At 46.7% G+C, this 22,435-nt stretch carries 16 protein-coding genes; 4 read left to right on the top strand and 12 right to left on the bottom strand.

Annotated features, from left to right (window positions below; genetic code table 11):
* Window positions 1-1,430: 1,430 nt before the first annotated feature.
* From flhA to AC4IE7_RS03160, 9 genes are all read right to left on the bottom strand, one after another.
* Window positions 1,431-3,518, bottom strand: coding sequence for a flagellar biosynthesis protein FlhA (gene flhA / locus AC4IE7_RS03120; RefSeq protein WP_490775408.1), 2,088 nt, complete (start codon window positions 3,516-3,518; stop codon window positions 1,431-1,433).
* Window positions 3,519-3,568: 50 nt separating this feature from the next.
* A complete protein-coding gene (gene flhB / locus AC4IE7_RS03125) occupies window positions 3,569-4,702 on the bottom strand; it encodes a flagellar biosynthesis protein FlhB (protein WP_490775345.1) in 1,134 nt (377 codons plus the stop codon).
* A 3-nt stretch (window positions 4,703-4,705) separates the two neighbouring features.
* Window positions 4,706-5,485: a flagellar biosynthetic protein FliR gene (fliR, locus tag AC4IE7_RS03130; RefSeq protein WP_490775346.1), complete on the bottom strand. Its 780-nt coding sequence runs from the start codon at window positions 5,483-5,485 to the stop codon at window positions 4,706-4,708.
* A 28-nt stretch (window positions 5,486-5,513) separates the two neighbouring features.
* A complete protein-coding gene (fliQ, locus tag AC4IE7_RS03135; protein WP_490775347.1) occupies window positions 5,514-5,783 on the bottom strand; it encodes a flagellar biosynthesis protein FliQ in 270 nt (89 codons plus the stop codon).
* Between the two features lie 15 nt (window positions 5,784-5,798).
* Window positions 5,799-6,533 (bottom strand): flagellar type III secretion system pore protein FliP, encoded by a 735-nt coding sequence (fliP, locus tag AC4IE7_RS03140; RefSeq protein WP_490775348.1) that lies wholly within the window; start codon window positions 6,531-6,533, stop codon window positions 5,799-5,801.
* Entirely contained in the window at window positions 6,530-6,952 is a 423-nt protein-coding gene (gene fliO / locus AC4IE7_RS03145) for a flagellar biosynthetic protein FliO (protein ID WP_490775349.1), read from the bottom strand. The genes fliP and fliO overlap by 4 nt, the downstream gene beginning before the upstream one ends.
* Window positions 6,952-7,359: a flagellar motor switch protein FliN gene (gene fliN, locus AC4IE7_RS03150; protein ID WP_490775350.1), complete on the bottom strand. Its 408-nt coding sequence runs from the start codon at window positions 7,357-7,359 to the stop codon at window positions 6,952-6,954. The genes fliO and fliN overlap by 1 nt, the downstream gene beginning before the upstream one ends.
* An 86-nt stretch (window positions 7,360-7,445) precedes the next feature.
* Window positions 7,446-8,465, bottom strand: a complete 1,020-nt coding sequence (fliM, locus tag AC4IE7_RS03155; protein ID WP_490775351.1) for a flagellar motor switch protein FliM — start codon at window positions 8,463-8,465, stop codon at window positions 7,446-7,448.
* Window positions 8,466-8,487: 22 nt separating this feature from the next.
* A complete protein-coding gene (locus tag AC4IE7_RS03160) occupies window positions 8,488-8,997 on the bottom strand; it encodes a flagellar basal body-associated FliL family protein (protein ID WP_490775352.1) in 510 nt (169 codons plus the stop codon).
* A 418-nt stretch (window positions 8,998-9,415) separates the two neighbouring features.
* Between AC4IE7_RS03160 and AC4IE7_RS03165 the strand changes: the two genes are divergently transcribed.
* The 3 genes from AC4IE7_RS03165 (at window position 9,416) to ettA (ending at window position 16,014) form a co-directional block, all read left to right on the top strand.
* Window positions 9,416-11,533, top strand: a complete 2,118-nt coding sequence (locus AC4IE7_RS03165; protein ID WP_490775353.1) for an HDOD domain-containing protein — start codon at window positions 9,416-9,418, stop codon at window positions 11,531-11,533.
* 9 nt (window positions 11,534-11,542) lie between these two features.
* Entirely contained in the window at window positions 11,543-13,756 is a 2,214-nt protein-coding gene (locus AC4IE7_RS03170; protein ID WP_490775354.1) for a putative bifunctional diguanylate cyclase/phosphodiesterase, read from the top strand.
* A 590-nt stretch (window positions 13,757-14,346) separates the two neighbouring features.
* Window positions 14,347-16,014: an energy-dependent translational throttle protein EttA gene (ettA, locus tag AC4IE7_RS03175; protein ID WP_490775355.1), complete on the top strand. Its 1,668-nt coding sequence runs from the start codon at window positions 14,347-14,349 to the stop codon at window positions 16,012-16,014.
* A gap of 11 nt (window positions 16,015-16,025) precedes the next feature.
* Here the strand turns inward: ettA and AC4IE7_RS03180 are convergent, their stop codons facing one another.
* The 3 genes from AC4IE7_RS03180 to nfsA all read right to left on the bottom strand — a co-directional run bounded on the left by AC4IE7_RS03180 (window position 16,026) and on the right by nfsA (window position 20,233).
* Window positions 16,026-17,864 carry a putative bifunctional diguanylate cyclase/phosphodiesterase gene (locus AC4IE7_RS03180; protein ID WP_490775356.1) on the bottom strand — a complete coding sequence of 613 codons (1,839 nt, stop codon included), beginning with the start codon at window positions 17,862-17,864 and terminating at the stop codon, window positions 16,026-16,028.
* Entirely contained in the window at window positions 17,861-19,009 is a 1,149-nt protein-coding gene (locus AC4IE7_RS03185; RefSeq protein ID WP_490775357.1) for an FIST signal transduction protein, read from the bottom strand. Before AC4IE7_RS03185 ends, AC4IE7_RS03180 begins: the two co-directional genes overlap by 4 nt.
* 483 nt (window positions 19,010-19,492) lie before the next feature.
* Entirely contained in the window at window positions 19,493-20,233 is a 741-nt protein-coding gene (gene nfsA, locus AC4IE7_RS03190) for an oxygen-insensitive NADPH nitroreductase (protein WP_490775358.1), read from the bottom strand.
* 485 nt (window positions 20,234-20,718) lie between these two features.
* Here nfsA and AC4IE7_RS03195 point away from each other — a divergent pair, with 485 nt between their 5' ends.
* The gene (locus AC4IE7_RS03195) at window positions 20,719-22,434 is read left to right on the top strand and encodes an ATP-binding protein (RefSeq protein ID WP_490775359.1); all 1,716 of its coding nucleotides are present in this window, start codon (window positions 20,719-20,721) and stop codon (window positions 22,432-22,434) included.
* Window position 22,435 lies beyond the last annotated feature (1 nt).

Genomic DNA, 22,435 nt, shown 5'->3' on the forward strand with positions numbered 1-22,435 from the left:
CCTCTTCAACCACGGATGACACAGAGCAACACGGAAGGATTGTTTGTTCATTTTCCGTGCATTCAGTGTATTCCGTGGTTAAAGCATAAATATAGGCATTCAAAACCCTCTTCAACCACGGATGACACAGAGCAACACGGAAGGATTGTTTGTTCACTTTCCGTGTAATCCGTGTATTCCGTGGTTAAATATTTGTATTTACGTCTATTCAGTAGTTAAAGCTTAAGGAACCTCTGAACAAGTTACGAACCATATCCTGCCGCAAGAATGCACCGTCTCAGAGTTACCTTAATCCATTCCACAAGCCAGGTTAGGTTTCGGCCTAACGAACCAACGACAATCAGACTCGGACAATTTACGTGATCTGGATGGATAAATTAAACGCGTAAGCATGAGAACAATACCTAATGCAATAGATGTCGTTATGACCGATACAATACCTGCCATTGCCAGATACCAGGCGTAGACTGTCATAGAATGTGTGCTCACAACACCCAAGGACGATACCAGGCACGATATAACAATGATCGCCACTTGAACAAGTGTAATGGATTTGTGAATTTTACAGATATTTATCATCTTTTAATCCCGCCATAATCTTTAGTGGAATGATGTACTCAGAGTTATGCCTGCTCACCTGATACAACTTTAATTCTTAAAACATACCCATAGCAGATGCATTCAACCGCATCTTGGTGGACTATATATCGAAAGCTTTTATTGCAGATGGAAAGTCAGAGATTCTTGGCTCGGTTAATTTCTTCCGGTCAATTCATGAATCGGTTCACGGAGAGACTGACTTCTATAGACTTCGTAGAAATAATCTACGAAACATGGCTTTTGTCTTCTTTTTAACCTATTCATCACAGTAGACCCTTGTTCCATTATAAAATGTAGATTCACTAATTAAATAAACCCAAAACTTTTTAGTGGAACAAATAAACGCCTTAAAACTGGACTCTCTACCATATTTAAAACAGGCTGAAGACAATATACTTTTCGTTATGAACACCAGTAGTACTGGAGTTCCCATTAGACTATTCACAGGCTCCCTCCAGAACAGATGTTCCATCTTTATGCGCGGCAAGATTGACAGATCACAATTGCGATTACAAGACGTAATGCTGACCATTTATTGCTATTGTTTAATAACCTCACCTCGACACATTCGATCGACCTTTGATGTCTCTGGTTAAGCCTGAGCAAGGAAGCCGTGTGATCAATAAAGTTGCCATAAATCGCAATTAGGGCTACAAGCGTGGCTCAGATCAAGGCGTGGCACAAGGATGTGCCGTTTACGGACCTAAGGATGGAATGGCCCAGCCCGCGTCAAGAGCCGCAACACCGAGCTGAGCCACGCTTGTAGCCCCTACCCTTATGATATTTAACGACAGGCCGTCGAGTATTAATACCTATGACCTGGTTAGTAACTATGCCCTTGCTGCAGCCTCTCCGTTTCCTATCGTAGAAATCACTTTGATCTGTCGATTATCCGGGACTTCATTGTAAGAGAGGATATGCATACCTGGTGCAGTATGCTTTGCAAAACGCGCCATCCAGGACCGAATAGGTGCAGCAACCAGCAGTAAGCCTTGTTGTCCTTGCGCCTCCATTGAAGCCTGGGTCTCAGCCAGTGCATTCTGAAGTCGTTCGGCCAATCCAGGTTCAAAACCAGCCTGACCATCTTCAGATGCCTGCAAGGTGCGTTGTAACAGTTGTTCCAATCCAGGATCTAAAACAGCAACAGGAATCTCTTCTGTGGTACCTATAAGTTTCTGCACTATCCCCCGTGATAAAGCCACACGAACAGCGGCTGTTAACACATTTGGATCCTGACTGCGTGTAGATTGCTCAGCCAATGTCTCAGCAATGGTACGAAAGTCCCTGATGGGAACATGTTCTGATAGAAGATTCTGAAGTATCTTGGTAACCACACTAAGAGATAGCGTTTTAGGCACCAGGTCTTCCACCAGTTTAGGTGCATTTCGTGCTAACAGATCAAGCAGTTGTTGTGTCTCTTCATGACCTAAGAGTTCATTTGACTGTGACTGGAGTATTTCACTCAAGTGTGTAGCCACCACCGTACTCGCATCGACAACGGTATAACCCAGTGTTTGGGCATGATCCTTCTGTTCCGGATCGATCCAAACTGCTTCGAGTCCGAATGTTGGGTCCTTAGTTGGCGTACCCTGTAACTGACCAAAGACCTGACCTGGATTTATTGCCAGCTCTCGGTCGGGGTAGATTTCCACCTCTGCAACCACCACACCATTGATCGAAATTCGGTAGTTGTTAGGTGCCAAATCGAGGTTATCTCGAATATGAACCGATGGGATAAGAAAGCCCAGTTCCTGAGAGAGTTTACGCCGGACACCTTTGATCCTGTTCATCAACTGACCACCCTGATTGCGATCAACCAATGGGATCAGCCGATAACCGACTTCCAAACCTACCAGGTCAACGGGCTGAACATCATCCCAACTCAGATCCCGCTGCTCAGGTTGTTCAACAGGTTCTTCGACAAGCAGCTCTTCCTCAGGTTGTTGCTGGCGTTGCCAGATCAGCCAGGCTCCCCCGGCCGCTGCAGCCGCAAGTGTTAGAAAGGCAAAATTGGGCATGCCTGGAATAATACCCATCAAAAACAAAACTGCCGCTGCAACGGACAGTGCTTTGGGGCTATTGAATAGCTGGCTGACGATCTGCCCACCCACATCCTGTGTACTGGCAACCCGGGTTACGATTATTGCAGCCGAGGTAGAGAGTAACAGTGAGGGAATTTGCGCTACCAGGCCGTCACCAATGGTTAACAACACATAGTTCTGCAAGGCCGTTGAGAAATCCAGACCATGTTGCGCCATACCAATGGAGAGACCACCAATAATATTGATGAACAGAATCAAAATACCTGCAATAGCATCACCGCGAACAAACTTACTTGCACCATCCATGGCACCATAAAAGTCTGCCTCGCGAGCTACATCTTCTCTTCGCGTTCTCGCTTCATCCTGGTCGATCAGGCCAGAGTTGAGGTCTGCATCGATGGCCATCTGTTTACCTGGCATGGCATCCAGGGTAAATCTTGCACTGACCTCTGAAACCCGGCCCGCACCTTTGGTGACCACTACAAAGTTAATGATTACTAAAATCAGAAATACCACCAGACCAACCGCATAGTTACCACCGATTACGAACGAACCGAAGGCTTCGATTACCTTACCCGCAGCATCACCACCAGTGTGCCCTTCAAGCAGTACCACCCGAGTCGATGCAACATTGAGCGCCAATCTTAATAGGGTGGCAATCAGCAACATACTGGGAAAAACTGAGAATTCCAACGGCCGACGAGTATAGATAACGACCAACATCACAACCAAAGAGAGCGTGATATTGAAGGTAAAAAACATATCCAATGCGATAGGTGGCAGAGGAATAACCAGCATTGCCAACAACATCACCAGCACCAGTGGTGCTCCGAGACCTCGTGCACCCAGTTGTTTGATGTTGTCTAAAATTGCAATATTATCCATTCTCTTCATCCGAGTTAGTGCAGATTATCAGCAGCCGAAAATTATTCATGCTGATACTCCTCCGGTACCTCTAAATCATCAGGCATCTCGGGATATAGACCACCTTCAGCGCTATAGGCCTTAAGCTGAAATACATAAGCCAACAGACGGGCCACGGCCATGTAGAGACCAGCAGGAATGAAGGTATTCAATTCAGTATGGAAAAATATGGCTCTGGCCAGAACGGGGGACTCTACAACAGGCACCTTGTGTTCAGCGCCAACCTTACGAATATTCTGCGCCACAAGATCAGCACCCTTGGCAACAAGTTTCGGCGCATGCATCGCCTCTGGATCATACTTAAGTGCTACAGCATAGTGAGTCGGGTTTGTCACAATAACATCAGCCTGAGGAACTTCCTGCATCATCCGTCTTTGTGCCATCTCCCGTTGTAACTGGCGTATCCGTCCTTTGACTTCAGGACGCCCTTCCGTCTCCTTCATCTCATCGCGCACTTCCTGACGGGTCATTTTCAATTGACGCTTGTGCTCCCATAATTGAAAAGGCACATCAATTGCCGCGATAAGAATCAGTGTTGCACTCATTAAAATAACCGACCAGCCAATAAGCGCGCTGAGATGCTGCAATGCTGGGGTAATTTCCATATTGTGTAGCGCCAGAAATTGGTCCAATGTCGCTCGCAACAACAATATGGTTGTGCCACCAATAAACAAAAATTTCGCCATTGCTTTCAACATCTCCACCAAGCTTTTTGCTGAAAACATCCTTTTCAATCCTTTCAAAGGACTCAACTTGCTCAGCTTTGGTGTCATGGATTCCGCACTGATTGAAAAACCACCCAAAGCTACGGAACTGAGAATTGCTGCTACGATCACTAGCAAAAAATATGGAACTATGGCAATAAAGGCTTTCCTAAACCCTTCACCCAAACTTTGGCTCATGGCGTTGATATCAAATATCTGCTCTCTGGTGATTACAAAACCATCACTCATCATCTGTGACATGGAATCACCAACTGAACCACTCATTATCACCAGGCAGATGACACCACCCAGTGTAACCGCCATGCTGTTGAGCTCCCGTGATCGCGGTACCTGGCCTTTTCGTTTCGCATCATCAAGGCGTTTCGATGAGGGTTGTTCTGTTTTTTCCTGGCCGTTTTCATTGTCAGCCATGATTCACCTCTCCACCTTCAGGGTCAGCATCAGATGCTGGAAGGCCTCATCCTGCAACTCGGTAAATACCGCAAAAACATTTGGCAAGCTTACCCACATCAGCGCGAATCCGAGCAACATAGTGATTGGAAATCCTACCGAAAATATATTCAATTGAGGCGCAGCACGCATCACCACTCCCATGCCCATATTCACCATCAACATAGCACCGACAATAGGCAACGCAATAATCAGCCCCCCTGCAAACAGACGACTACCCCAGGCGACCAGTTCGATTAACCCATTCCGTGAAATACCATCCACCGCTACCGGCATTGTGAGAAAACTGTCAGAGATCAACTCGATCGCATGCAGATGGCCGTTAAAGATCAAGAAAAGCAGTGTCGCCAGGATCAGATAAAACTGTGATATCACGGGTACCTGTACGCCATTTGCCGGATCCACCATTGAAGCAAAGCCCAAGCCCATACTGTAGGCGACGACCTGACCACCGAATACCAATGCTGCAAATACCATCTGCAACAGAAAACCCATCATGATGCCAATCAGAATCTGTTGAAGCATAATCATGAATCCGGTGTGACTAAGAACATCTGCTGGGGGCAACAGAGGCAGTGTTGGTGCAACTAAAAATGAGATCAGCACCATCAAAAACAGACGCAAACGTACCGGTACCTGGCGGGAACTGAACAGAGGAGCGGAGAGCAGCATGGCACTAATACGCACCATCGGCCAAAAATAGGTTGCGATCCAGGCATTGAGTTGAACTTCATTGAAGACCATGATCGTCTACCGGATTCTCCATCGCTGATTACAGAATCAGCTCAGGTATACTCTCGATTAAATTAATCGAGAAATTCATTAACAGTTGCAGCATCCAATTACCTGCCCACATTAAAATCAGTCCAGACACAACCAGCTTGGGGATAAATGTCAGGGTCATCTCATTGATCTGCGTGGCTGCCTGAAACATGGCAATGATCAAGCCCACAGCCAAAGCAGGAAGCAATATCATCCCGGAGAGGATGCCGATAACCTCCAGGCTATTCTGTCCGATGGCCATTACAGTATCAGGACTCATGAGCAGATCTCCCGTCTATATTTGAAAACTGGATGCCAAAGTGCCAAACACCAACGCCCAGCCATCAATCAGTACGAACAACATGATTTTGAAAGGTAACGAAATGATCATTGGCGAAAGCATCATCATGCCCATCGACATGAGAATACTGGCCACCACCAAGTCGATTACCAAAAACGGAATGAACAGTAGAAAACCGATCTGAAAACCTGTTTTCAATTCACTGGTTGCAAATGAGGGCAACAATAAACTGAAGGGCACTTCTTCAGGTCCGTTGAATTCACCAAAATTACCGATCCTTGCAAACAGAGCCAGATCATCTTCGCGTGTCTGTGCAAGCATGAAGGTTTTAACCGGTTCCGCAGCAGCCTGAAGTGCCTGCATGGTATCCAACTCTTCTGCCATATAGGGTTGCACTGCTACCTCATTTACTTCATTAAACACCGGCATCATGATGAATAGTGTCAAAAACAGGGCGAGTCCAATGAGAATCTGATTTGAAGGGGTGTTTTGAGTACCCAAGGCCTGTCGCAGGATTGCCAGTACGATGATGATCCTTGCAAAGGAAGTCATCATCATCAGCGCCCCAGGCAACATAGTCAGGGCGGTCATAAACATCAGAACCTGAATAGTCAGAGTATAAGTCTGCCCGCCATCAGCACCAGGGGTAACACTGAAAGCATCTACACCAGGAGCGGCTTGCAACAAACCGCTGACAAGCAATCCGAAGATAAGCCACAAAATTTTCATTGTGCTTTCTCACTACCCTGAGGAGTCGAATCATTTTGCTGTTCAAGCTCTTCAAGATGTTGTTTGAAATTTGCAGTTCCATCGTCCAGCAAGTGCAGCATGCGCACCTGTCCAGGTGCTACGCCGATCAACATTCGAGTGTTTTCAACTTCAACCACTACAACACGTTCGCGACTACCGACCGAGGCGCCACCAACAATGCGAACCAAACCCTTCCCGCCCATGGACATCTGGCCATAGCGTTTGAACAGCCAGGCCGCGCCAACGATCACTGCCAATACAATCAACAAACCACTGACTGTACTTAAAAGTCCTTCAGCGCCGATTGGAGAAACATTGACACCTATCTGCTTCTTTGTCTCTTCAGCTGCCATCAGGCAATTACTGAAAAAAATCCCAATCAGTAGCCAGCGGGTCATCAACTTAACCTCTTGACCCGTTCGGATGGACTGATGATATCGGTCAAACGTAAGCCGAATTTCTCATTTACCACCACAACTTCACCTTGTGCAATCAGGGTGCCATTAACCAGAACATCCATCGGTTCACCTGCCAGCCGATCAAGTTCAACTACTGAACCTTGATTTAGCTGCAATAAATTTCGGATATTAATTCTAGTGCGTCCAATCTCCATCGAGATAGTCACTGGCACATCCAAAATGGCATCCATGTTGACACTGTTTACTGATGCAGATTCATCTGTCAGCTCATCAAAGCTGGCTGCTGCAGTATCTGTCGGTTGTTCATCATCCGCTTGATCTTCAAGCGCTGCTGCCCATTCATCAGCTAACGCTTCATTAGGATCAACACTTTTCTCATCACTCATCTTCATACCCTCTTAGGGGATTTACCCTTGGCCATCGATAACAATCAAGCTACAACAAGCTCCCGGAGATGACTCCGACAGATTGCTCAGGCCTTGTTCTCTATTTCAAGATAATCGTGCAAACCTTTGCGCTGATTATTTATAAGCCATTCACTGATCTTTAAGGCATAGTTTCCATCAGAAACACCTAACTTGGCTTTAAATACCGGAACATCAGCTGCTTCAACCTCTACCTCTTCCGGCATGTCGATCGGAATCACATCACCAGCTTTCAATCCTGCCAGATCTTTCAGACTCATTTGCACCTCGGTCAGATTGCTGCACAATTCCACTTTTGCAGCCAAAATCTCTTCTTTAAGTGACCGCTCCCAACGCTCGTCTCTTTCGCCCCGATCACTTTGAACGCCGGCATCCAGTAATTCGCGGATGGGTTCAAGCATTGAATAGGGCAAGCAGATATGGAAATCACCTCCCCCATTTTCCAGATCCACATGAAAAGAGGTCACTACTACTACTTCTGATGGACTGACGATGTTTGCAAATTGTGGATTGACTTCAGACCCGCTGTATTCGAAGTCGACATTGAATACAGGCTTCCAGGCACTCTTCATATCTTCAAAGGCGCTGTTCAGCAATAACTGAACAACCCGATTCTCTGTGGGCGTAAAATCACGACCTTCAATCTTGGTATGGAAACGACCGGTACCACCGAAGTAATTATCAACAACGCTGAATACCAGTTTTGGATCAAATACGAATAACCCCTTCCCACGCATTGGCGGCATACGGATCATATTCAGGCTGGTTGGTACAAAAAGACTGTGGACAAACTCAGAGAATTTCTGCATCTGGATGCCAGAAACTGACAGATCCGCTGTTCGTCTCAACATATTGAAGAGACTGGTGCGAAACAATCTTGCGAATCGTTCGTTAATCATCTCCAGAGTTGGTAGCCGCCCCCGTACAATTCGGTCTTGACTGGTAAAATCATATGAGACGGTACCACCCTCATCCGAAACTTCTGATTCTGTGGCGACATCCCCACTATCGACACCATGTAACAGGGCATCGATCTCTTCTTGTGATAGCAGGTCGCTGGCACTCATCTCTAATTCCTATATGTTTGGATTACTGCATCACGAAACTGGTAAAAAAGATCCCATCCACTTCACCCGGCCCTTCCAACTCCTTCACCACCTGATTCAGTGCCTGCAGCATCTCATCCTGCAAGGCATCTTTGGCTTCACGTGTTTTCAGGGATTTCGCATCTTTAGCTGATAGAAGATTGAGTAGATGATGACGAATCATGGGATCATTGTGGCGGATGAACTCTGCCATGGGCTCAGAGTAGACCCGTATGCTGACACCGATCTGCAACAGGCTTGGTTTGCCAGGCATATTGACTACAAATGGCGGTTTGAAATCGAGATATTGAGCTGGCCCCTTCACCTCTTCCACCTGCTCTTCAGCTGTTGCTTCTTCAGCTTCAGCTTCCTCATCTCCGCTGAGTAGAAAAAATGCAGCTACACCACCGCCGATCAGCACAACCGCTACAATAGCGATAATAATGATGAGCTTGGATTTTCCGCTCTTCTCTTCACCCAGGTCGAGCTCTTCAGATTCCTGTTCGTTTGCCATGTTGTCATTCCTCAATGAGACTACTCATCAACGAATGCAATTAAAGTGCCACCCTGGTTGACCTGTTTTTATCAATTATTTTCAATAAGTTATAAATTGCTAAAAAGAAAAAGACAAAAAATTGACTCCTCATACGGACCCAATCAGGCGATTTTCCGACATCAAGCTTGTTGCCTGGATCTTTGAAAATATTACTTTCAACGCCAACTGAACAGGTGATGCCACACTCACCTCGGTTGTTAATAACATTATTGACCTGGCCGAATATGCCATCCAATAGTAATAAAAATACTATTATTCAAGCATGCCCTACCTGCAAGACATGCAGACATAGTGAAAACGCTTTTACAAATGAAGGATTAGTGCTATTAATTACAACAACATCCAGGTATAACTCTATAATAAACTTGGGATTTACGTGGAAACTCAACAGCAAAACAAAACAACTGCAGGCAAATTTTGCGATCTGCCTTCCCCGCCAGCGATACTGATAGCGTTGATTGATAGCTGCAATAACCCCGATGTGAGTTTCGAATCATTGGCAGAGATCATTCAGAAGGATGCCAGTATCACATCCCAAGTAATGTCAGCAGCAAATTCACCTTTTTATCGACAATGGAACGAGTTCACTACGCTTCAACAGATGCTGGTAGTGCTGGGCATCAACAGTGTCAGAACCATCGCTATCAACAGTGCGGTTCAGCAATACTTTTCCAACCTCAGTAAACAGATTGGTCAAAGTCTAGATCTGATCTGGTCAAGATCACTGGTCTGCGCCTATGTTGCCCGCTCCCTGGCTGAACTCACTGCCTACGCAACATTAGAAGAGGCTTACCTGGCCGGTCTGCTTCATCGTCTTGGACAACTTGCACTGTTGCAATCAGATCATCAGGGATATCTGAAACTGATCGATACAAACCAGGAAATCCAAGCGCTGCTACAGGCAGAAGAGAAGAGTTACGGGGCGACCTTTCCGCTGATTGGATCAGAGATGGTCGATCGATGGCAGCTTGAGGGTTTTCTTTCTGATGCGCTTCGTTTTCAGTGTGAACCGGCTGAAAACATTCTTGACAGTTCACAGCTGGTCAAACTGGTGAACCTCTCATGTCAACTCGTCGCAAACGGTATCAAACCAGATGATAGTGCACTGGCCCAAGGCGATGAGCTGTTTGGTTTGAATCAGGCTGTATTGGAACAGGTCATTACTGACGCCCATGAAAAGGCCAGCGCAGCCGCAGGTAGTTTAGGTATCCCATTCTCTGTCACAGGAGAAAATTCCTCGACTAAAGAGAAGAGTGAGGCGCAGCAGCAGGCACTTGGTGAACGAGTAAAACAAGCTGCGCTTTTCGGTGGCACTCTGGCGAGAACAAGCGAAAAGGCCGATTTTTCTGCCACTCTGCAGCAGATACAGAGAGATGTTGATCTACTGTTCGGAATCAAACAGGTCTGTTTCCTGCTGAAAGCGGAAGATGCACCACAATTAATCCCTCACTGTCCCTCCCCGACTCGCAGAGAGAAGATCCAGGATCTGCTAATTGCCATTGAATCGGATCGTAGTACGGCAGCCTGGGTTTTTAACAACCAAAGCCTTGCTTTCACCCATGATGATGCACATCTAGCAAGGCTGTCGGTTGCAGATCAACAATTGATGCGCCTGATCAGCAGTGAAGCACTGCTCTATCTGCCTCTGACATCCCAAGAGTATCCCATTGGCGTGATCGCACTCGGTATGGACAAGCACCAATACGATGCTCTCACCCCTCAGATATCACTTTTGAAACTGTTTGCCCGTGAAGCCGGTGAAACACTACAGCTTCAGCAGGAGATATCCACATCACGGCAACAGCTACTTGATGATGAGCGCGCCGCCTTCCACCTGGAGGCGCGAAAAGTGGTTCACGAGGCCAATAATCCACTTGGAATCATCAACAACTACCTACATATACTGGGCATGAAGCTGGGTGATGATAACCAGGTAAAGGAAGAATTGGATATCATCAAAGATGAGATCAACCGGGTCGGCAAGATTCTGCTACGTATCCGGGATATTCCTGATGAGTTGGAACAACAGGAAAAAAGGGTGGATATCAACAGTCTGATTACGGATCTTCACAAGTTGTTTCAATCCTCACTGTTTACAACCCACAATATCAACACCGAAGTCGACCTCGATGCCAATATCCCTCTGATCACTCTCCAGAGAGGTCATATGAAGCAAATACTAACCAATCTGATCAAAAATGCAGTCGAAGCCATGCCAGAGGGAGGGAAACTGAGTATTGCAACCAGAGATAATGCCTATCTTAATGGTAAGGCCCATATTGAGATTCAAATTGTGGATTCTGGGCCTGGGATCGATTCAGAGATCATGGATCAGCTTTTTTTGCCTGGGAAGAGTACCAAAGACAGCTCACATTCAGGTCTTGGGCTGGCGATAATCAAAAGTTTAATGGATGAACTTTCCGGGGTGATCAATTGCACCTCGAACAACAAAACGGGAACGCGTTTTCAGTTATTTTTGCCTCGTACGGCATGAGAATAAGCAATGCATCCATATTATCCAGCACCATGGCCGGGGATTGAAGGAAACTTCTCCACAATACCAAACGGGCTCAAAAAAGAGCAGCGCAAGCGGGAGGGTATTGCACGAATTCTTATCGCAGATGATGAACCCAGAGCAAGAGCCAGCCTGAAAGAGCTACTGAGGTTCTCTGGGCATGAGATAACCCTGGCAGAAAGTGGCAGGGAAGCGATAGAACTTCTTGATAGCAGCAGTTTCGACCTGATACTGCTCGATCTCAACATGCCTGACCTGAATGGTCACAAAGTAATGGAACATATCAGTCAGGAGAGTATCGATTGTGACATTATCGTAATCAGTGGAGAAGCCACTTTCGATCATGCCTCATTGGCCCTGCGCAAAGGTGCCCAGGATTTTCTGCGAAAACCCTATGAGCCTGAAGAGCTGTTACGTACCATCTCAAACACCCTGGAGAGACGACGCTTACAGATAGAAAATACCCAGATATCACAACGCCTGAATGAATCTGAGTCACTGCACAAATTCATCGTCAATAACTCTCCGGATATGATCTACCTGCTCGATCAGGAAGGCCGGTTTGCATTCGTCAATGAACGCGTCGAAACCCTGTTGGGTTATCCCCCGAAGGAGATGATTGGTCAACACTTCTCAAAACTGGTCTATGAGGAGGATATCAATCAGGCCCATTATACATTCAATGAACGGCGCACTGGTGATCGTGCAACACGAAGCACAGAGTTACGATTGAATTGCAAAATCAATGAGGGACCGCGTTATTTTGAATCTCGAACAGTTCCTATAGAGCTGAGCTCTATAGGCATCTACGCCGTTGATAATGAAAATCAAAAATCCTTTATTGGCACCTACGGAGTCGCCAGAGACATCACAGAGCGAAAACAGGCTGAAGAGTTGATCAAGTATCAGCTTTACCATGATCTGCTGACCAACTTACCAAATCGAACACTATTCCGAGACCGGCTGAACATGGCCATGGCGCAATCGAAGCGCTCAGGTAAAAAACTGGTGGTGATGTATCTCGACATGGACAGGTTCAAGATCATCAATGATTCCCTTGGCCATTTCGTTGGTGACGAACTGCTGAAACTGGTAGGACAACGCCTGCGCAGTGAACTGCGAGAAGCTGACACCCTGGCACGGGTGGGTGGAGATGAATTCAATCTGCTGATTCCAGAGATCAATGATATCCAGGAGGCGCGTAATCTGGCTGAGAAGATTCTACGTCTCACCTCTAACCCCTTCTTCATCAAAACTGAAGAGATCTACATGAGCTTCAGCATCGGCATTGCCGTCTATCCCGGTGATGGCGATACCAAGGACGCCTTGATCAAGAATGCCGACATTGCCATGTATAAGGTAAAGAATTCAGGTAAAAACGGCTACGCATTCTACTCCGAGCAGATGAAAACCCATTTCGCCGCTTCTCTGGATATAGAAAATGGCCTGAGAAAGGCGATATCCACAGATGAACTCTGCCTCTACTATCAACCTCAATACAATATGCTGGAAAACAGAATGGTAGGCGTTGAGGCACTGGTGCGATGGCAGCATCCTGTGAAGGGCCTCATTCAACCTAACGAATTTATCAATGTTGCTGAGGAGTCGGGCCTGATCATCCCACTCGGCGAATGGGTGATGCGCAAGGCCTGCGAGGATATGCAACGCTGGCAGACAGAGGAGAACATCACCCTGAGTCTCTCGGTGAATATTTCTGTACAGCAGTTGGAGATGGATCAGTTCGTCAATAAAACATTGGCAATCATCAAGCGACATAACCTGCCCAGAAATGTACTGGAACTTGAAATTACTGAACATGCCATTATGCAGGATATGGAGAAAGCCATAGATACCCTATCCCGACTCTCCCTTAAAGGCATACGTATTGCCATCGACGATTTCGGCACCGGATACTCATCCCTGGGTTATCTTCAATCACTACCGATCAACACTCTGAAAATGGATCGCTCTTTTGTCGAAGGGATCAAATCCACAGGTGACAACTCCATAGTCACTGCGATTATCTCAATGGCCAGGGGACTCAATCTGGATCTTATCGCTGAAGGGGTAGAGAGTCAGACACAGATTGACCAACTCAATATTGCCGGCTGCCACTTGGCCCAGGGATTTTTCTACAGCCGCCCTGTTCCCGAAAGTGAGTTTCTGCAGATGATCAGATCGCGTAGTAACATGATCAACTAGCGGGCCGCAGCGGCCTAGTCTGCTGGTAGTACAAGCTATGGAATAGCCACCAAAAAAAGATAGGGATATCATGAATAGAGACATAAACATCACACTGATTATTACGTTATTTCTTTTCTCCGGTTGCAACCACGACTCAAAGAATCAGACTGAACAATCCCCCTCTTCAGGGCACTTGGATCACTGAATCCTGCGATCCTGTTCCAATGGATGAGACAACTGAGACAAATCTTTGGGCAAAAGCGACTACGAATTCACCAGCTTCGGCACCATCCAGACAAGCCCCAAACTCTATTCTGATTCAGACTGCACCCTACCCCATAGAATTGATAAAACTGAATTTGGTTCAGTGGATATAGACTTCGAAAACTGCCTGACCCGGCCTTGAGGTGAAATTGCGGAAAATGGGGCGTGTACGTTTCAGGCAATAGCCTCCAGACAATCATCCAATAACAGGTAGAACTACCTGCAGGGATGCACCCATGTTAGGATATTGGCCAATAATATGAGCGATCGATTAACCCGACGACCTGGCATGCCGTGTTAATGGATGGCCACTCTCTGAAAATCAATACTACTATTTGAAAATCATGGCCCAATACATCTATACAATGAATCGGGTGGGCAAAGTTGTTCCCCCGAAAAAGCAGATTCTGCGGGATATCTCCCTCTCTTTTTTCCCCGGCGCCAAAATCGGCGTACTCGGACTCAACGGTGCAGGTAAATCGACTCTACTGCGTATCATGGCAGGGGTTGATACTGACATCGAAGGCGAAGCCCGTCCTCAAGCCGGCATACGAGTCGGTTATCTTTCCCAGGAACCCCAGCTTGATGAAACCCTTGATGTCAGAGGCAATGTGGAAGCTGCACTGGGCGAGGTCAAACAGGCCCTGTCACGTCTTGACGAAGTCTACGCCGCCTACGCCGAAGCTGATGCCGACTTCGATGCCCTGGCAAAGGAGCAAGCCAAACTCGAAGACATTATCCAAACCTGCGATGGTCACAACATTGAGCGACAGCTGGAAATTGCTGCCGACGCCCTTCGTCTCCCTGCCTGGGATGCTGACGTAAAAACACTCTCAGGCGGTGAGCGTCGTCGGGTCGCCTTGTGCCGCTTGCTGTTGGAAAAACCGGATATGCTGCTGCTGGATGAACCGACCAACCATCTCGATGCTGAGTCTGTAGCCTGGTTGGAGCGATTTCTGCACGAATATACAGGTACTGTGGTGGCGGTTACCCATGATCGCTACTTCCTCGACAATGTCGCTGGCTGGATACTCGAACTTGATCGGGGCTACGGCATTCCATGGGAGGGCAACTACTCCTCCTGGCTGGAGCAGAAAGAGCAGCGCCTGGCACAAGAGTCCCGTGAAGAAGCAGCTCATGTAAAGAGCATGAAGTCTGAGCTTGAGTGGGTACGCTCCAATCCAAAGGGACGCCATGCCAAGAGCAAGGCCCGTCTGCAAAGATTCGAAGAGTTGCAGTCTCAAGAGTTTCAAAAGCGCAATGAGACCAATGAGCTCTATATCCCACCAGGCCCAAGACTGGGTGATCAGGTGATAGAAGCAGAAAATTTAAAGAAGGCTTTTGGTGATCGAGTGCTCTACGACGACATCACCTTCAACCTGCCAAAAGGTGGCATTGTTGGCATCATTGGCCCTAATGGCGCAGGTAAGACCACTCTTTTCCGTATCATTACCGGGCAGGAAAAACCGGATGGTGGTGAAATGCGCATAGGTGAGAGTGTGGAAGTTGCCTATGTCGATCAGAGCCGCGATGCTCTGGATGCGGATAAGACCGTATGGGAAGAGATATCTGATGGTCAGGACATCCTTACGGTAGATCGATTTCAGATGCCTTCCAGGGCCTACGTCAGCCATTTCAATTTTAAAGGCTCAGATCAACAGAAACGGATTGGCAATCTATCAGGCGGTGAACGCAATCGGGTACACCTCGCGAAATTACTTAAAAGTGGCGGTAATTTACTGCTGCTCGACGAACCGACCAACGACCTGGATGTGGAGACCCTCAGGGCATTGGAAGAGGCCCTGCTCTCATTCCCAGGTTGCGCGGTAGTCATCAGCCATGATCGCTGGTTTCTGGATCGTATCGCAACCCATATTCTGGCATTCGAAGGTGATTCTGGCGTAGTCTGGTTTGAAGGCAACTATGCTGATTACGAAGCCGATCGTAAACGTCGTTTGGGTGCGGAAGCCGACCAACCTCACCGCATCAAATATAAACGTCTGAGCAATTGATTCGAACCTGATTACTTCAGATTCAGAAACGCATCCAGAGGCATCGGCCGATGAAACAGGTAACCTTGAAACTGATGACAGCCCATATCCAATAAAACCTCAAGGGCCTCTGACCGCTCGATGCCTTCTGCAATCACTTTCATCTTGAAATGTTGTGCAATAGAGATAATGACCTCAACAATGGCTTGATCATCTGGATTAGTATCGATATTAGCGACGAAGGCCTGGTCGATTTTGACCCGATTAATGGGTAGTCTGCGCAGATAGGCCAGAGAGGAGTAACCGGTACCAAAGTCATCAATTGAAATATGTAGTCCTGCATCCCGCAGCAGCCTCATCTTTTCGATCGCCTCTTCAACATTATCGAGCAATGTCCCCTCAGTCAGTTCCAGCTCTAAGCGATTGGGTTCTACACCGGACTCTTTTATTGTGGCTAATAGACGACTGACAAAATCGGGTTGATGAAACTGCTTGGCGCTTAAATTAACCCCAAGCTGAGCCCCAACAGGCAGTGCACCCTGCTGATCGAGTATTTTGATCAGTTTACAGGCTTCAATTACTACCCACTCGCTGAGGGGGACAATAAAGCCTGACTTTTCTGCCATTGGAATGAAGGTACCCGGCGACATCATACCTTTTTCCTTATGTTGCCAACGGATCAGGGTCTCTGCCCCTATGATGCATCCCTCAGGGTCAACCTGGGGTTGCAGCCAAAGCTGAAAGTCTCCGACCTTGAGGGCAGAGCGCATATCATAATCGAGGCTGAGACGTTGACTGGTGCCCTCATCTGTAGAGGTGTTGTGAAGATGGATGGTACTGCGGCCTAGCGCTTTTGCCCGGCGGAGTGCAGAGCGACCGTGACTGAGCAGCGCCTCGGGCTCATCACCTCTACCGGTCAACATAGCAATGCCAGCGCTTGCAGACACGCTTATCGATCGGCCGTTGACCTCACAGGGCTCTTCAATCTGTGCTAAAAGCCAGCGGGTCAACTCCACTACTCGTTCCCTTGCAGCTTTATCATCAGCTGGCAGGTTTGTCATCAAGACACCAAACTCGTCACCATCGAGTCGAGCGGCAACTGTCATATGGTCGCGAGGAAAAAAAACACGTTGTGAAAGTTGGGCCAGAACAGCATCCCCAATCTGGTAACCAAGAGACTCATTGATATCGCTGAAATTATCCAGCCCCAAGTAGACCAATGCGCTAAATACCTTCTCTGAGATGACCGTATCAATGTTATGTTTAATCTGTCTAAGCAGAAATCTTCGATTGGGAAGGCCAGTCAAGTCATCGTGGAATGCCAGATGCTCAATACGTCTTTCTGCAACTCTTCTGCGCTGCACTTCATGGGTGATCTGCTCATGCTGGATTGCCGCTTCATATCCCTGACGTAGACGTTCAAAGACAGGTGTCAATGCGCCAATCAATATATCCGGCAAAGGCGTTTGAGCACGCTCAAGAATCAATATGCCGTTATCAGCTAGCGGATAGACATAAAAAAACTGCTGGCCAATTTGAAAAACAGTCACTTCCTTTGAGGCTATTTCACTACGGAAAAATGCAGCGATCCACTCTCCAATCTGCGGTGTTTCAAGAATCCCACCTTGATGATCGGCAGGCATGGCAAAATAGACACAACCCTCGGGGCCCGGGTTGGCTTCAGTCGGTAGCAACTCAATCTCTTCTATCTGCAGAAAAAGATAGACCCTGCGTACAGAAAGGCGCCGCAGACAGACCTTCATCAGATGCCGCACCATTGGAACCAGTTGCGGTTTGAGACCGATATTCATCGCCAATTCATGCTGAATTGAGATTAAGCTCAAGGTATCGATTTGACGTGACTCGATCATTTCGCCAATCCAGCAATCACTGTGGTTTTATTCAGCCACTGGATCCCCCCCTGGTCGGAGTTGGCAATTTCACCGACAGATAGAATACCCAGTACAGAAATGCTTTTAGGCAGATTTCGCCGGATAACTGCCAGCTCATCACTGAAATCATCACCCAACACCATTCGCCGGGAGATACAGTCGATCACAAACACAATCAGACCATCTTCCGAGCTATAGCGATTGGAGTAGCGATTACACAGATTGAGCGCTGCAGTTCCCGCAGCATCGATCAGATCATCCCGATTGGAATGAAGCAGATATACCATTGCGTCAGTAGGAACAGCTCCGGCACATACTATGGAGTTGCCGACACGGTTTACCGGATCACGTACAAGAAACTCACTATCCAGCTGTTCCATTCCGAAAGGATAGTGATTAGCCAGATCACTGAACGCCTCAACCTCCACTGAATGACCAAGATGTTGGGCGACAATGTTCATGTAGAATGGAAAAGCGGGCTGATAATTAATCTGATGTATCAGATTATCGGTCGCATCAGTCACTAAAAAGGGCCCCTCAACCCTTTCCCATCCATGTCGGACAGAGGTAGTCAGCGACATGGTGCTGAATAACAACAGCGCTGCATTAGAGATCAATCCTTCAGGTGTGACGATATTTGGACGTGAAGAAAAATCGATATAGCCGCAGCCTGCACCAATTACCTCGACATTGGGTCCTATACAATCATGCAGTGTGGTTACAAAGTTATCCACCCCTTTGGATAGACCATCAATAACAATCAATACGCTTGATCTATTTTGGTTGGCAGCTAATATTTTTGAGATATCTCGATTGAGAGCGCTCTCTGATCGGGTAATGTCAGGTACCACATAGGCGATAGAAGTTGATGTTAAACCACACACCAATATGCCACTTTCGTATGATTCATCCCCAAGGATAACCCCTGGCACAACCACACCAACCGCAGGAACAGGCAATGCATGCAATAGATCAGGCAGGGTCTTAATGTCGATGGCACTTGTACTGCCAATCAATAGCAGTAAACCCTGTGCACCACTATTTATAGCCGCTTCTAGACATCCCCTGAGACCTTTGAGTGTCCCGCTCGTATCTAGATGAACGCTGGAGAAGACTCTATTCATTTTCAAGCTACAGATTGGATATTCGAATAAAGTATCGCAAATATCGCCACTTTAACAGTTAGTAGCCAGGACTTATCATAAAATCAGTAATAATATGCCTAAAACTAAGTCATTTACCCACATTGAGCGGGTCTCTATCGCTATTTTGGTGGGGCATGGCCCCACCCTACCCTGATCTTAAATGTGCAGGATAATTGCATCGGCTATTTGCCATATCCCTTCGCGGTTCAACATATGCGTAGGGTGGGGCCATGCCCCACCGGATAAACTGAAAAATAGAATATAGCTGGCTCTATAGCCATTTAAGTTCTATCCCATTCACCCATATTGAGCAGGCCTCTATCGCTATTTTGGTGGGGCATGGCCCCACCCTACCCTGATCTTAAGTTTTGTATTTTTGATCCTTGTGAAGCCGAGAATTATCTTGGGATGGTAGTGATAAATCTATTTTATTGGCCCTGAAACAGGTGGCATAAAAAGATGCTAACAGACAAAAAATCCTCTGGCTCGCAGAAAATCGAGCATATGCGCCCTCTTCTTACCTTGTACGGCATTCGCCGTGGCATTAGACCAATCTGTTATTTTTATATTGGTACCACGCGCTGCATAATAATCTGACATCTGTTGATCGTATTCTGCCATTCGATCTGGTGCTATATCCTGATACTGATCCTGATGCAGAATACAATCTACAGGCATCCTTGGTTTTACCTCACTATTTGAATCCGGCCAGCCCAGACACATTCCAAATAGTGGCGTTACCCAGTGAGGCAGACTGAGTTGTTCCACAATGATCTCCGGTTGATTGCGAATGCCGCCGATAAAGACACCCCCCAAGCCTTGAGACTCTGCCGCCAAAATCAGATTCTGCGCCATTAACGCGACATCAATGACTGCAGCCAAGCTGTGCTCACTGTACCCCTCCAGTTCACCCATCTCTCTGCTTTGACAGGCCCTGTTGATACGACGCAAGTCAGCACAAAATACCAGAAATTCTGCAGCCTTCTCTATCCAAATCTGCCCCCCAGCAGCCGTTGCGATAGCCGACCTAACCTCTGGCCGTGTCACCCGCACAACTGAATATGCCTGAATAAAGCTCGAAGTTGCCGCAGCCTGACCGCAACGGATCAACGCCTCGAGTTGGCCAGGATTGAGCGGTTTATCCAGAAAACGTCTTACCGATCGGTGATTGAGCTGCAATTCCTGAGTTTGTGTCATAGACATGGTAGATTTGGCCTCTTTGTAACGGAAAAGGAACACTCATTTCATACACTTTCTGCGACAGGATTGTGCCACTAATTACCCGTTTTTTATAAGAATATTTTCATTTACACTTCGCATCCGGCATATATCCTACTAGTCGAGCAATCAAGCCTGCAAACCAGCACATGGCGCTGACTTTGAAACCCATTTCAAACCGCACAAAAAGTAGCGGAAAACTTATTGGAATTGAATGGCGTATATGTTTCTCAAGTAAAATCTAATCAGACCGTTATATTATTTATGAAGCTGGACTAGAACATCAGGTACCCCTCACCACCTGATACGAAGAAATGGATGCAGTAATGCTGATTCGACTACTACAATCAAAATACTATTGGTTATCCCCAATAATCTTTTGGCTGCTTTTAGCATCCCTTTCTCTAATATGGAATCTCACCCTAATTGACCGGTCTGTAAAAGAGATTGCCTTCGAACGTGGAAAAATCATGTTTGAGATGGTCAGACTCACCAAGATCAACCCCATTTTGATGGCAAATGATCCGACCCTTCTCAAGAAACAGAGTGTTAAAGATATCCACTATCGTGCCGTATCAGCGCAACCAATGAATCCTGAAAATCTCGCTGACCCATGGGAATCAGGCGCTCTCAAACAATTCGAAAAGGGATCGAAATTTATCTTTGAGGAATTTCTGCAGCAGGAGCCGGAGTTTTTTAGATATATGGGCCCTGTCTTCATGCAGGAGCAGTGTCTCAATTGTCATGGATATGAGGGAAAAACTGCAGGTGATATACGTGGTGGAATCAGCGTAAAAGTGATGGCCAAACCAATAATTGCCTCGCAGTTCAAGGCAAAGCAGATCATGTTATTTCTGCACATTACTGGCTTTATTGTGATCTCTTTCACCGCAAATTTTCTCATCCACATGCTGCGCAAACACTGGTTCATGTTAAAAAAGACACAGGACGACCTGGAAGAGAAAGAACAATTCCTCAGTGATGTCACTAAGAGTATGAGTGAGGGATTTGTAGTGTTAGACGAACAAGGTAGAGTTAAATTCTCAAACCCTGAAAGTGAGTGGTTACTGGGTTGGAACACGCAAGAGATGGAGGGGAGTCTGTTTAGCAAAATGGTTTATAGTGATAAGACCCCAGATCCAGATAACTCGGTAGAATCTGCAATCAATCTAACACTAGCAGATGGAATAACCCGTTCCGGTTATGATGATACTTTTTTTCACAAGGAGGGCCGAGCGGTGGATATTGCCTATTCAGTCTCTCCCCTGATAAGAGAGAAGGAAGAAATTGGCGTTGTTGTCACCTTTAACGATATTTCAGAACGAAAAAAAGCCGATGAGCAACGCAGACAGCTGGAAAGAGAGCTGAATCAGACCCATAAAATGGAAGCTGTGGGGCAATTAGCCGGTGGTATCGCTCATGAAATAAACACACCCATCCAATATATCGGTGACAATTTAAGGTTTCTCAAGGAGTCTCATGAAGATATCGATAGATTATTAAATGCCTATCTCAAACTCATGCAAAAAGCGACAGATCATCCAGATCTCAAAGCCGAAGTGGAAAACGCAAAAGAGATTATAGAAGAGATAGACTTGGATTATCTTGGTGAAGAGACATCGAATGCCATACAACAATCTATCAGTGGCTCAGCTCAAGTTGCCGATATTGTTTTAGCGATGAAAGAATTTGCTCACCCTGGTTCAAAAGAGATGGTTGCTACAGATTTAAACAGAATTATCGGCAATGCAGTGGCAGTATGTAAAAACGAGTGGAAATATGTAGCGGAGACGAACCTGAAATTGAGTGACGATCTACCGAATATAGAGTGTCTGGCTGGTGAGATTTCTCAGGTCATTCTGAATATGATTGTCAATGCAGCCCATGCCATAGAAGGCGCCAAACGTGAGCAGAAAGGCACTATCAACATCACATCGAATTTAGATGGTAATCATGCTGAAGTACGCATTAGCGATACCGGCACAGGAATACCCAAGGAGGCACAGGATCATGTATTCAACCCATTCTTTACTACCAAAGATGTCGGGCGAGGGACAGGTCAAGGATTAGCAATTGCTCAAGATATTGTCGTTGGAAAACATCAGGGTGAACTCTACTTTGAGACCGAAGAAGGGGTTGGAACGACCTTCACCATGCGACTGCCTCTAAGTAGAGCCACAGATTAAC

Source organism: Candidatus Thiodiazotropha sp. AKAK3 (assembly GCF_058244645.1).